Raw genomic sequence first — 12,880 nt, 5'->3', positions numbered from 1 at the left:
AGTTAGAAAACTTTGAGGGTATAGAATTTATTTAAATTTAAAAAATATCATGCTGTTTTACTTCATATTCTGTTCGTCTCGTGCATAACTGAAATAAAGGTCTAACATAATTGATTTATCTTTAGTCGAAATATCATTCAGAGTTTGAACAGCGGTGGCGATCATCAAGTCATCTTCCATCGCTTCTTCAGAATGATAATACTCCTCTTGAATACCGATCGATTCGTCGAACCAATCGCCCATTCTAACAACGAATTTATAAAAATCATTGTCAAAATTTTGATTGATATAGTCAATCTGGGTGTCATTAAAGAGGTTGGCTAAATCAATAACTTCGTTGTACTTCAAGTTATTGACAAATGTTGCAACATTACCAGCTTTCCTAGCCTCATTCAGCAGTTTCTGGTCAATTCCAGTTAGTCGTTGAATTTCTGAGGCTGTAATAGAATCATCTTTCACTAACTCAATTGCGCGATCAATTTCTGATAACATAGTAACTACCTCGCTTTTCTTAAAGCTAGACTTTGTTGCTATCTATATTTTAAAACAAATCATTTTTTTCTGTCTGCAATTAGACTTATTCGAATGTAAAGAAATTATTACAATTGATTATGTTCTTTTAGATAATCATGAGCCCACTTTAAATATTTTTCATCTTCTGCGGCATCTTGGGAAGTCAAAATCTGCGGACCATTTTCAGTGATGGCCAAAGTATGTTCATATTGAGCTGACCATGAACCATCAGCACTGGCATAATAGATCCAGTCATCGTTAGGGTCTTTAAGTGACCGATCGACGATCTCCCAAGTACCTTCGTTGATCATTGGTTCAATAGTGATGGTCATCCCGTTCTTCAAGCGCAAACCTTTACCAGGTTCACCATAGTGCAAAACGTCTGGTTCTTCGTGCATCGTAGGTCCAATTCCGTGTCCACAAAGATCACGGACATCACCATAGCCATGCTCGTCTTCGGTGTAATGTTGAATTGCATAGCCAATATCGCCTAATCGTTTACCTTCAACGCTTTGAGCAATTCCTAAGTACAAAGACTTCTTGGTTACTTCCATCAAATCAGAAGTTTCTTGACTGACTGAACCGACCGCATAACTCCAGCAAGAATCACTTTCATAGCCTTTATAGTTCACCGTCATATCCACTTTGACGATATCGCCTTCTTGCAAAATCAGATCTTTTCTTGGTGTACCGTGAGCTACTTCATCGTTAACATCAACGCAAGTAGCATATTTATAGCCTTCAAACCCTTTTTCTGAAGGAGTTGCTCCATGGGCTTCAATGTAGTCGTTGGCGAACTCTTCAATCGAATAGGCGGAAATACCAGGTTTGATGATATCTCTTAAACCTAAATGAACTCCAGCTAAAATCTTGCCGGATTCACGCATTCCCTCAATCTCTCGTTCTGACTTTAATGTGATCATTAAATCTCTCCCTCTATCCTTTGTGATACTTTTTGTGAAAATCAGTACTTGCTAACGTAATTTTAATCGTCTGAGCCGTTGTCTTAGGAATACCTAAGTCAGTCAATTGCTCTATGGAAGCTTCTTTCATCTTCTTGACAGAACCAAATTTCTTTAATAATTTTGTCCTAGTCTTGGGCCCTACGCCTTGAATATTATCCAATTGTGACGACAAAGCATTCTTACTTCTGGTCTTACGATGGAAAGTAATAGCAAAGCGATGCACTTCATCTTGAATTCTTTGTAATAAGTAAAAGCCTTGACTCTTACGGTCGAGCGGTACTTCCACACCATCTTCTCCCACGATCAAATGTGAAGTATTATGGTGATCATCTTTGACCATTCCGGCCACAGGTATATCGATTCCCAGTTCATTGACTAAAACGTCCATCACAGCACGCAATTCAATGATACCACCATCCATTAGAATTAAATCTGGTAATGGCGACTTTTCTTTCAGCAAACGTGAATAACGTCGATAGATCACTTCTCGAGTATTGGCAGCTTCATCTGCTCCCGATTGATGCTCAACTTCACCTTTGATTTTATACTTCCGGTAACCACTCTTTTCAGGACGGCCATCTTTAAACATTACCATCGCAGAAACGGGATTGGTCCCTTGAATATGCGAATGGTCAAACGATTCAATAATATGACCATAAGGCAAGTCTAAAGCTTCAAAAATTTGCTTCTGGGCACCATAAGTTTGACGATTATCTAACTCCATCAAGCGGAATTTCTCTTGCAAAACTAATTTTGAGTTTTCTGCGGCCATATCCATCAAGTCTTTTTTCTGACCACGTTGCGGTGTTCGGAAAGGAATATTCAAAACTTGAGAAAGCGTCTTTTTATCCAAATTATCTGGAACTAAGATCTCTTTTGGTAAAACTTGGTTCCGGCGATTATAGAATTGCAAAATATAGGTCGATAATTCTTCTTCTGGCGTATTAATACAGGCAAAAACTTTCTTCTCTCGTTTCATTAAACGGGCTTGTCGAATAAAGAAAACTTGAATGGAAATCCAACCTTTTTCGACATAGTAATTAAAGATATCTCGCGGTGTACTATCATTAGAAATGATCTTTTGTTTCTCAACCGTAGTCTCGATATATTTGATCTGGTCACGCAATTCAGCTGCACGTTCGAACTCCATTTTTTTTGAGGCTGTTTCCATTCGCCGTTCTAGTTGATGCTTGATTTCACCAACATTGCCGCCTAGAAACTTCTTGATTTTTTCAATTTGTTTATCATATTTTTCTTGAGGAACAGTTTGGAAACAAGCTCCTAAACATTGTCCCATATGGTAATACAAACAAGGTCTACCTAAATGTCCCTGACAGCGACGCAATGGATAGACTTTTTGTAAGAAATTTAGAGTATTTGATGCAGCCCAAACATTTGGATAAGGTCCAAAATAATAGGCTCCATCTTTTTTGATCAAACCGGTGATCTCCATCTTAGGATCACGCTCGTTAGTGATTTTTATATAAGGATAGCCGGTCCCTCGTTTTAGTTTGATGTTGTAATAAGGTTGATGTTTCTGGATCAAAGTTATTTCCAACAAAAAGGCTTCTTTATCATTGGAAGTAATGATCGTCTCAAAGTCACGGATTTCCGAAACTAGTCGTGCTGTCTTACCTTCATGAGAACTCTTAAAATAAGACCGAACCCGATTCTTAAGATTTTTAGCTTTTCCAACGTAAATTATTTTAGAGTTGATATCTTTCATTAGATAACAACCCGGACGAGGTGGCAGCAGGCTTAGTTTATGTTCTATATATTCAGTCGCCAACAATAAACCTCCCTTTTAATTCAGACTCTGTTAATCATAAGTTATTCTTACTAATTGTCAACTTATATGCAACCATATGTTCTATTATACTTTTCTTTCATTAGAATGGTCTGCTAAAAAGATTATTGCTGATTGTTTGACAATTATTTTTCACCCTTTATGATTGGTTTTGTAAAATTAAATTAAATAAAATCAATCGGAGGTATCGTCATATGAGTCAAAAATATATCGCAGAGATCGTACCATTAAACGCCGAGTTTATCGGCAGCAGTGCTCACGGATCAGCTGAGTTTACTGTTGAAGAGAACAATTTGCACATTAAGATCGAAATGTTTGATACACCAAAGAACACCCAGCATTGGGAACATTTCCATGGTTTTCAGAATGGCCAAGATGCTCAAATTGCTACAATGAGTCAAGACGTAAATCACGACGGCTTAGTCGATTTGCCAGAAACTGAAGCGGTCTCAGGTACAACTATGGTGCCTTTCGACAATGCTCCAGAAAAAATCGATGTTCCAAATGATAATTATCCCGTCTCTGATGAGAACGGTCATTTTGCCTATGAAAAAGACGTTCCTTTGGATCAGTTACAATCTCAATTCAAGTCAGTTTTTGGAACAGACAAATTGGACTTAGATAAGAGAGTAGTCTATGTTCATGGTGTTCCTCAATCACTTGAGCTACCTGCTTCCGTAGGTGGCGTAGTTGGCAATTATGATGCTCATGTGACTTTGCCTATTGCTACTGGTAAAATTAAAAAAGTTAACTAAAAATTGCCTTTTGTGCACTTAGGTTCTATAATATAGTTAATTAAAAATGAAACTTGAAAGGGGCTGGTACCGATGGGCCTAACAGTGAAACGTGAAAGTAATTTTGGCAGTTTATTTGATAAGTTTGCCTCTCTTCCCGATGATGTAAAAGAAAACGTAAAACGCGTAGATTCTGCCGATAAGAAATCTTCAAAAGATCAAAAGAATCTGAAAGATAAAAAATAATTTCTCTTGTTTAATGTCACTTTGTTTAAAAGTGGAAGCCATTTATTTTTACTATTTCTTCAAAAAGAATCCTTTGAATTAGAAAAGCCTAGAACTCAATTGTCCTAGGCTTTTTTGGTATCTAAGTTAAATCGTGTTGGTAGAAAAGCGCTACCCAAATGATAAACTGTTGACCCTGTTTACAACTCATCTTCGTCTTCGAAAGGATTAATTAGCTGATTTTCCTCATTACGCAATTCCACTAATTCTTGATACATTAAATATTCAAAATAATCATCTGAAATATCCCTAAACAATTCCAAATTTCTCTCCTCCGTTTATCTTAGTCTGAATAAAGTCAGCCGATATTACCGGGCGAGAGGTTTTTAGACCTTTCTCACTAATATATCGCTCTGTCGTTTTGACATTGCCGTAAAATTTAATGGGTGTGTTTATTCTTAAATCAACATCGCCACGTTCAAATTTGGATTGTTCATATTTCAATTTGACAATCCTCGACTCGTCATTTCCATCCAACGCCACCAACAAATATTTGTGATTAAGATCGAACCTCTTTATGTGTCCCCATTGGTAAATCTTTGCGCCATAATACAAGCTGGTATTGATGTACAAATTTTCAAATGAAACATAATCATAATTCTTGCGTTCTCTAGAAAACTCCGAAACTGTTCTTTGTCTTGATTGATCGAGCATGGTAATTCTCAATTCTTGCAAATTGTTATTGATTTGAATCTTAAAAATGCCAATATAAAAAGATAAAAACATGATCCCACAGAATAAGACGATAAGGATTTCGCTTGGTACTTTTCTTATCATTTAATTCCCCCAATAACCACAAGATAACAAAGGTCTATACAAATTTCAATTGATTTGAACCATTTAAATATTTAAATTTTTTCATATTAATAAGCTGATACAAAAAGACAGAAATTATTCATATTCGAATAATCTCTGTCTTTTTTAAACGTTGATTGTTTCAACTTTAATGATATTTTCGTTCATCGACAAACCTTCAACAATATCAACGTAGTCTAAGCTTTTGCCAAAATCAATCGAATAAACATTCGTATAAACTTTTTCATTATTCAAACGTTCGACACTGAAACTGACGCCTTCGACAGTAATTTTATTTTTCTGAAAATAATCGTCGATGAATTTCTTCGATTCAATTTTATGAAGATACTCGACTTTCAGTTTGCGCACTGGACTGATGCGAATAATTTTTTTTAAAAATCCTAGAACCGCATAAACGACTAAAAATCCAGCAACTGCTATCAAATAATCTCCCATACCAACTGCTAATCCGATACAGGCAACGACCCACAAACTGGCCGCGGTCGTCAGTCCTCTGATTGAATGGTGCTCGACGATTATAGTTCCGGCACCCAAAAAACCGATTCCACTGACAACTTGGGCAATTAATCTGGCATCATCAGCCCGCAAAACTCCTTTTAATTCGGGATGATGCAGTGCCATCTCTAAAGCATTGAAGCCGATATTTTGCTGAATCATCGCAATAATACAAGCTCCCAAACAAACTAAAATATGTGTTCTCAATCCGGCTGGACGATGTTTGTAGGCCCGGTCGATCCCAATTATTCCTGAAAACAAAACAGAAATCAATAGTCTGATCATGACCGTTAAAACACTTAATTGACTCTGCAAAAAACCACTCCCATTAACATTTTTATTCGTCACCCTCTAGTATAATCCTCAAAAATTTAGCAATCAGGCTTTATCACTGAGAGATTTGTCTAAGAATAATTGAGCTATTCTCTCAGAATCAGCCGCCTTTTTCAGGGTATGGACAAATTTTGGGTCCGACAATAGTCGGGCAATACTCGACAAGTACGAAACATGTTGATAATCCTTTTCAGGATCGGGCATGATCAAGGCTAAAACGATTCGAACCTGATTGCCGTTTCCCCAGTCAAGAGGCTGTTTTAAAGTGACAATTCCCATCGTCAATCTATCAACCGAGCCATCTTGTGCATGAGGAATTGCGATACCTTTTTCCATACCAGTCGAACTTTCTGCTTCACGCTTTAAGTATTTCTGATAAACAGCTTTTGAATCAGTTGTATATCCTAATTTCTCAGCAAAATTTGCAAGATATTTCAATAAATCATCACGTGTATTTGCTTGAACATTTAAGGCAATATTATTGTCATTAATAATGTTACTTAATTCACTTTGAGGTTCTTCAACTGCATCATCACTATCCTCTGAATCTTGGGAATCAGAGACAACTGCACCTTCTGGAGTTACCAAAACTTGATCGTGGCGACTTTGACGTCCCGCTATGATTGATAGTAGGAAACCAGATACCAAAGCACCAATAACAATCCATAAGACCCATAAGAAAGGTTTATTAACTAATGGTAAAACGATGAATCCACCATGTGGGGCTGGTACAGAAATTCTGGTGACATAAGATAAAATTGCTGCAATGGCCGATCCAATCATGAATGATGGAATATTTAACAATGGATTTTTTGCTGCAAATGGAATAGCACCTTCAGTAATATGAGTTGATCCAAGTAAGAAGTTAACATAACCTGCACTACGTTCTTTCGCAGAATAAGCTTTCTTATTCAAAAGAACTGCAAAACCGGTGGCTAAAGGTGGTGCGATACAAGCTGCGGAGACACCTGCCATGAAATAATAATTACCTTGAGCAAGCAAAGCAGTACCTGTCAAATAGGCAGCTTTGTTGATAGGGCCACCCATATCAGCGGCACACATTATACCAACGATTAAACCAAGTAAGATGGGACTGGAATTTTCCATACTCTTTAGAAATGCCATCATACCTTGATTGATATCTTTCATTGGTACTGAAACATACCACATGATGGTTCCAGAAATCAGAACTCCCAAAACTGGAAAAATAAAAATTGATTTCAATCCATCTAATGACTTTGGCAAGGTCTTGAACAACTTTGTCAAAAGAACTGCGATATAACCAGCTAAGAATCCACCGACGATACCACCTAAGAAACCAGTACCATTTGTATAAGCAATCATACCAGTAACAAAGCCAATAACTAATCCAGTTCTTTTACCGATTGCCTCTGCAATATAGGCGCAAAGTACGGGAACCATTAAATTCATTGCAAAACCGCCAATAGTATTCAATAAAGCGGCGATAGCATTATATTCTGCACTTTTGGGATCTGCCGAATTAATTCCCCAGAAAAATGAAACCGCAGTGAGTACACCACCAGCAACAACTAAAGGCAACATATGGGAAACACCGTTCATTAAATAGACATATAATTTATGCCAAAACGATCCAGTTAATTCTGATTCTTCACTAGAGCTGGTAGTTGAACTACCAGAAGCATGATAAACTGGAACATTTTTATCATGTAAGATTTTTTCAATCAATTCATCCGGTTCCTTCATTCCTTTAGTTACCGAAACGTTTATTAAACGCTTACCATCGAAGCGATCAATATCAACATCCTTATCTGCTGCTATGATAACCCCATCGGCTTGTTCGATTTCCGATTTAGTAAAAGCGTGTTCAACACCTGATTGTCCATGAGTTTCAACTTTAATTGACACACCAATTTTTTTAGCTGCTTCTTCAAGCGCTTCTTGTGCCATATAGGTGTGTGCAATTCCGGTTGGACACCCAGTGGCAGCAATAATTTGATACTTTGTCATATTTCATCCCTCCAAATGAGTAATTTTAATCTGTCCTGACAAGTCTTTTACATCATGAAAATCCGTTAACCCAGCTGTAGCGGCAGTGGAACTGGCAGCAGCAATACTTCGTTTCAAGTTATCGTCAACATCTAATTGTTGTTCAATTCCAGCTAAAAAAGTTCCTAACATTGTATCGCCCGAACAAGCTGTATTAACTACTTTGATTTTAGGCGCATTACCAAAAATCACTTGCTGCTTATTAACTAGTAAAGCTCCCTTTGCTCCTAAGGAAACTAATACCTGACTAACCCCTCGATCAACTAATTTTTGGGCATCTTTGATCAAAACATTCATATCATCAGTTTGATCCTGTCCAAACCAACTCAAAAGTTCCGCATCATTTGGTTTGATCAAGTATGGTTGGTACTTAATTGCGTCGACAACTTCGGAATAACTGGTATCAATGATCAAATCAAAACGCTGTTGATGTGCCATCTGAGCGATGGTAACGATAATTTTAGGATCGATTCCTTTGGAAAAGCTTCCTGATACTACTAACTTATCGTCAGTTTTCAATTGTGAAACTTTTTCTAAGAAAGCTTTCACAGCCTCATCATTAACTTCAGGCCCACTGTTAACCTGTTTGAATTCTGTATCGCTATTGACTACTCGAGTGAAAACATTGATTCGGGAGATACCATCGATATGGGTAAAATCTGTTGAAATACCACGATCTCTTAACGACTGTTCGATGAATTCACTCGTAAATCCACCACCGACGCCCCAAGCTGTATTATTAACTCCTAAAGATTTCAGAATGAAAGAAACATTGACCCCTTTTCCGTTCGGTTGAATATCATAACTGTTGGTCCGATTGACGACCTCTGGTAACAAGTCATTTGTTTCAATAAATAAATCTATCGCTGGGTTTAAGGTACAAGTATAAATCATTTAGTTAACCCCTTTTCATTTGCTTAATTCCATGTTAACGCGTGGTATCATGTAAATGTTTACATAAAATAAAATTAAAACTAAATTTATGAAAAAGTTTTACAAAAAGGAGGCCGTCATTTGACAGCTAAGTTAAGCTCTTCCGAACAATATTTGTGGAATTATATTCAGGAAAATCTCAGTGACATCCCCAAACTGTCCATCATCAAACTAAGCGAAGTAGCAAATGTTTCCACTGCAACGATTGTTAGAGCTACTAAAAAAATGGGCTACTCAGGCTATACAGACTTTCGGCAAAGTCTATTAGTTCAAAACAAGGACAACTCACAATATAAGAATCTTGAAAAAGTTGACCGTGACATCAAAAAAGCTGTTCTAAAAAACAAATATGAAGTCGATAATACTCTCCAGGCTTTAAATGTCGGTACGATTGAAGACGCAATTCAAAAAATTCAAAATGCAGAGAACATTTATATTTTTGCACGGGGTTTTTCTGAATTTATTGCTCAGGAAATGCTCGTCAAATTACAACTCTTAGGAAAAAATTGCGTTTTGAGTTCTGATCCGAATATCATCGTCACGATGAGTAAACGAATCAAACGTGAAGATTTAGTAATCATCATCACCCTAAACGGCGAAACGAAGGAATTAGTCCAGGGAGCCAAAAATGCTTTTGAAAATGGTGTCAGTACTATCACCATCACAACGAATGAAAGTAGCTCAATTACAAAGTATTCCGAGATGGTGTTGCTTGGTTATAAATCTCAAACATCATATTTCCCCGATTACGAAGTCAGATCTCGTTTACCATTACAAGTCATCAGTCGCATTTTATTAGATTCATATGTAATTCGGCTTAAAAAATAATCCGACAAAAAAAATCGTCCGAGCACAAAATGTGTTCAGACGATCAAAAGTTTAATTACGTATTTTTAAGATGGAGCTTATTGCACTGAATCGACTGCTTCCCAAGTCCAGTCACTGACATATTTGCCTGGTGTTGAACCATTATTATTTGAACGGAAACTCAATTGGAGATTCTTTACGATATCATTGGTAAAGTCAGTCTTTTGTTGCCATTGTTCATTCTTTGGCCCACTAGTTCTTCCAACCAAGACATTTTTACTGGTAGCATGATGGCCTTCCCAAAAGACATCGTGTAATAATTGTTCTCTGTCTAATCTGAAATCATCATCATTATCACCATCATCATCTTCATCGTCGCCATTATTACCATCTACATTGGGCTTGTCATCTGACTTGTAAAAGGTATTGATAGCTAAACTTACGGCGACTGGATTTGAGCCGGGAGCCCTGAAATCGTCTAAAATTATCCGACCACCTTTTAGATCAGGACTTACTGGGTTACCTGCAGTTTGAGAGACTGATAAGCTACCAAAATCAATTGTCTCAGGAGCGGTCAAGTTTAAACGACCTGCTATATGTTGGAAATAAAATGTATCAGAACTGCTTTGACCCTTTTCATTGACAATGGTCACGACAACCTTATGTTTCTCAAAATCATTATATTCAGAAATGTTAATACTTGGTATCAGCCAGCTGACTGAATTACCAGGTTTTTTATTTTTAATATCAGTTTGAATGATATTGATTGGTTCTTCATCAACTTGATAAGACAGTGAAGTTATCTTATTAGACTTTTTATCTGACCAAGTCCCTGATAAGTGGATCGTGTCCGCAATTGGTGCAAAGGGGGATTCTTCAGTACTACTTGGCGAATTGACATCGATCAGTGGCCCACCATTCTTATCAGCCGTTTTAACTAATTTAAAATAATGTTCTGAAACTACTGACTCATTGCCATCACTGTCAATTGCCACCAAGTATACTTTGTGATTTCCCTTTGATAATCCCGAAAGATCGACTGGTTTTTCAAAACTATGAAAATCACCACGTTGTGCTTCTGCTGTCGTCTGAGTGCCGTGATGGAAAAGTCCCTTGATCATGTCTTCTTCGGCATCACTGTCGATTGCATAGTAAATCGTAACATCCTCACTATCAAAGTCGTACCATTGTCCTTTGAGTTTCAATTCAGGAGTACCTAAATCCAACACTTGAGGATTATCTTCGGTTCCTAAGTTATCATACTCAACGACCGGGTCAAAGGTACTACCAGGTACATCGGTTAAAGTCCCATACTGCATATGCACGGATTCACCGATTTCTAAGGTTTTAGACTTAGTCCGCATTGTCAAACCAGCATCCCAATTGGGATCTGATTCAGAATTAGTACCAAGTCGACCTCCGGCACCTCTCATATTAGCTTTATCGCCAGTATCATTGCGATCTTTAAAAGCATTTGGATAATGTTTGGGCGTCCAAGGAAAATTATAACGATGCTTGTTATCATCGAAATATTTACCAGATGGAGCTTTCCCTTTTTTCCAAGGATAGTAAGTCACACTACGGGCGGCTACTATTCCCAAAAGACCGGGATTATACAAATATCCTTTGTTGGCAACAAACGACTTACCAGCTGAACGTGCTGACCAACCAGCTGGTGCATCATCTTGATTCATATAAAAACTCGTTCGAACTTCATTATTTGGCGATTGGAAATACATGCCTCGATTATCAGACAATGAGCGCATTGGGATATAATTACCAATCTTTTTCCCATTAGTATCCGTCAATTCTTGACCATCTTTATTTAAAGACAAATCATGGTTAGAAAAACCAATGAAGTCCTTGAATGGAAATTGGCCGGTGTTCTTATAAGTAATATCAGTTATCACCCGACCTGTCTTGGTAAATGACATTTTAATGGTGGTGGTAATTTCGGGATTGATTCGACCCTTTTTCTCATCGTAAAAGGCTTTTTGTTTATAAACTAAACGTTGTTCTTCAAACCCAGTTCTCGGATTGAAACGGTAATACAGATTAGGCAAACCATACATCGCATATGACTTACCATTCTTATTTGGTCCTGAAGTACCGGGCTTCTCTGAATTATCAGTTTTTACGACATAATTAAACAGGTTGTTAGAAGTAAAACTGGTTGGTGCACCATATGGTAATAATTCTTCTTCTAACAAACCAGTTCCATAGTCTTTATTCTGAGAATCACCATAATGGATCGTGTAAATATGATTCTTGGGTGCATCTGGACCCGCTTTAACTGAACTACCTTCTTCAGCGTAAATAATGCCACTATTAGGTGCAGTCAAACTATTTTGGCGCGAATTGCCTCGTTCGCCCCAACTACTAGCAATAGTTGCGTTTTCGCGACTGGCTTGTAAGTAATCACCAAAATAAATAATTGGTTGTGTACTGGACCCATCCTCATGTTCGATAATGGGACCTTTTGAGACACGGAGATTAGAAGTCTTAGTCCAAGTTGATTCTTCAGCCATTTCATCATCGTCATCAACGGTTTCGACATATTTCTCAGGTTGATTGAATTGATAATGAAAAATTTCTTGTTCGTTGGCATCTGTTACCGTCAGCAAAAACGGTTTTTCATGATCGACATTCATCTTGAAACTGGCCTTATTTGGATCATCCAAAGTCAATTTGATTTCATTTTTTTCGGAATTTTCTTTGACCTTCTCGGTACCAAGCTCTTTTTCAAGGCTGGATGAATCAATCACGTCCTTTTGATCAGTTTTGAGATGCAATTCTTTTTTATCTTCTAAAAGATAAGTGATAATTACCTCGGCGTTGTCTTTTTTATCAACGATTGAATCTAGACCAGCGTCTGTAATTGGTTCATTTGCAGTTGTTTGAGCATTAATCGTGGTAGGTAAACAAGCTGAAAACAAGACCCAAAGACTGGCCAATATTAAAATTGGTCTCATCCTTCTCATTAAAACAAAACACCCTCCCATAAATTGATTTGGTAATCATATCATGGAGTTAAGTGCTTTCTAGCTCATATTTTCTAAAGTTATTTCTCGTGAAATGACGCAATTAATATTAATTTCACTATGTTTTGCATTAAAGAAAGCCTCATTATTCTTTAATTTATCTCACGACAATTTGGTAGTCAT

General features: G+C 37.3%; 12 protein-coding genes. 3 read left to right on the top strand and 9 right to left on the bottom strand.

Annotated features, from left to right (window positions below; all coding sequences use genetic code 11):
* Positions 1-57: 57 nt before the first annotated feature.
* From ACYT32_RS05535 to uvrC, 3 genes are all read right to left on the bottom strand, one after another.
* Entirely contained in the window at positions 58-492 is a 435-nt protein-coding gene (locus ACYT32_RS05535) for a hypothetical protein (RefSeq protein ID WP_395264776.1), read from the bottom strand.
* 107 nt (positions 493-599) lie between these two features.
* Positions 600-1,436: a type I methionyl aminopeptidase gene (gene map, locus ACYT32_RS05530; protein WP_395264777.1), complete on the bottom strand. Its 837-nt coding sequence runs from the start codon at positions 1,434-1,436 to the stop codon at positions 600-602.
* A 13-nt stretch (positions 1,437-1,449) separates the two neighbouring features.
* On the bottom strand, positions 1,450-3,267 hold the full coding sequence (gene uvrC, locus ACYT32_RS05525) for an excinuclease ABC subunit UvrC (RefSeq protein WP_395264778.1): 1,818 nt from the start codon (positions 3,265-3,267) through the stop codon (positions 1,450-1,452).
* A gap of 212 nt (positions 3,268-3,479) precedes the next feature.
* Here uvrC and ACYT32_RS05520 point away from each other — a divergent pair, with 212 nt between their 5' ends.
* Complete coding sequence (locus ACYT32_RS05520) at positions 3,480-4,040, top strand: hypothetical protein (RefSeq protein WP_395264779.1); 561 nt, start codon at positions 3,480-3,482, stop codon at positions 4,038-4,040.
* A gap of 72 nt (positions 4,041-4,112) precedes the next feature.
* Complete coding sequence (locus tag ACYT32_RS05515; RefSeq protein ID WP_164480478.1) at positions 4,113-4,265, top strand: SPJ_0845 family protein; 153 nt, start codon at positions 4,113-4,115, stop codon at positions 4,263-4,265.
* A 179-nt stretch (positions 4,266-4,444) separates the two neighbouring features.
* On the opposite strand, the gene ACYT32_RS05510 is transcribed toward ACYT32_RS05515, so the two are convergent.
* The 5 genes from ACYT32_RS05510 to pfkB all read right to left on the bottom strand — a co-directional run bounded on the left by ACYT32_RS05510 (position 4,445) and on the right by pfkB (position 8,870).
* Positions 4,445-4,567, bottom strand: a complete 123-nt coding sequence (locus ACYT32_RS05510; RefSeq protein ID WP_395264780.1) for a hypothetical protein — start codon at positions 4,565-4,567, stop codon at positions 4,445-4,447.
* Positions 4,554-5,081 carry a hypothetical protein gene (locus tag ACYT32_RS05505; RefSeq protein ID WP_395264781.1) on the bottom strand — a complete coding sequence of 176 codons (528 nt, stop codon included), beginning with the start codon at positions 5,079-5,081 and terminating at the stop codon, positions 4,554-4,556. Before ACYT32_RS05505 ends, ACYT32_RS05510 begins: the two co-directional genes overlap by 14 nt.
* 144 nt (positions 5,082-5,225) lie before the next feature.
* Positions 5,226-5,930: an MgtC/SapB family protein gene (locus tag ACYT32_RS05500; protein ID WP_395264782.1), complete on the bottom strand. Its 705-nt coding sequence runs from the start codon at positions 5,928-5,930 to the stop codon at positions 5,226-5,228.
* 63 nt (positions 5,931-5,993) lie between these two features.
* Complete coding sequence (locus ACYT32_RS05495; RefSeq protein WP_395264783.1) at positions 5,994-7,937, bottom strand: fructose-specific PTS transporter subunit EIIC; 1,944 nt, start codon at positions 7,935-7,937, stop codon at positions 5,994-5,996.
* 3 nt (positions 7,938-7,940) lie between these two features.
* Positions 7,941-8,870 (bottom strand): 1-phosphofructokinase, encoded by a 930-nt coding sequence (pfkB, locus tag ACYT32_RS05490; RefSeq protein WP_395264784.1) that lies wholly within the window; start codon positions 8,868-8,870, stop codon positions 7,941-7,943.
* A gap of 120 nt (positions 8,871-8,990) precedes the next feature.
* Between pfkB and ACYT32_RS05485 the strand changes: the two genes are divergently transcribed.
* The gene (locus ACYT32_RS05485; protein WP_395264785.1) at positions 8,991-9,737 is read left to right on the top strand and encodes a MurR/RpiR family transcriptional regulator; all 747 of its coding nucleotides are present in this window, start codon (positions 8,991-8,993) and stop codon (positions 9,735-9,737) included.
* Positions 9,738-9,814: 77 nt separating this feature from the next.
* Here the strand turns inward: ACYT32_RS05485 and ACYT32_RS05480 are convergent, their stop codons facing one another.
* Positions 9,815-12,697 (bottom strand): hypothetical protein, encoded by a 2,883-nt coding sequence (locus ACYT32_RS05480; protein WP_461793370.1) that lies wholly within the window; start codon positions 12,695-12,697, stop codon positions 9,815-9,817.
* Positions 12,698-12,880 lie beyond the last annotated feature (183 nt).

The organism is Companilactobacillus sp. FL22-3 (genome assembly GCF_054881455.1).
Note: the sequence above shows the minus strand (reverse complement) of the source record. Positions and strands in the feature narration are given on the sequence as shown.

Coding starts and splice junctions, on each gene's coding strand:
- ACYT32_RS05535 (WP_395264776.1), bottom strand. CDS start 492: ATGTTATCAGAAATTGATCGCGCAATTGAGTTAGTGAAAGATGATTCT.
- map (WP_395264777.1), bottom strand. CDS start 1,436: ATGATCACATTAAAGTCAGAACGAGAGATTGAGGGAATGCGTGAATCC.
- ACYT32_RS05520 (WP_395264779.1), top strand. CDS start 3,480: ATGAGTCAAAAATATATCGCAGAGATCGTACCATTAAACGCCGAGTTT.
- ACYT32_RS05515 (WP_164480478.1), top strand. CDS start 4,113: ATGGGCCTAACAGTGAAACGTGAAAGTAATTTTGGCAGTTTATTTGAT.
- ACYT32_RS05505 (WP_395264781.1), bottom strand. CDS start 5,081: ATGATAAGAAAAGTACCAAGCGAAATCCTTATCGTCTTATTCTGTGGG.
- ACYT32_RS05495 (WP_395264783.1), bottom strand. CDS start 7,937: ATGACAAAGTATCAAATTATTGCTGCCACTGGGTGTCCAACCGGAATT.
- pfkB (WP_395264784.1), bottom strand. CDS start 8,870: ATGATTTATACTTGTACCTTAAACCCAGCGATAGATTTATTTATTGAA.
- ACYT32_RS05480 (WP_461793370.1), bottom strand. CDS start 12,697: ATGAGAAGGATGAGACCAATTTTAATATTGGCCAGTCTTTGGGTCTTG.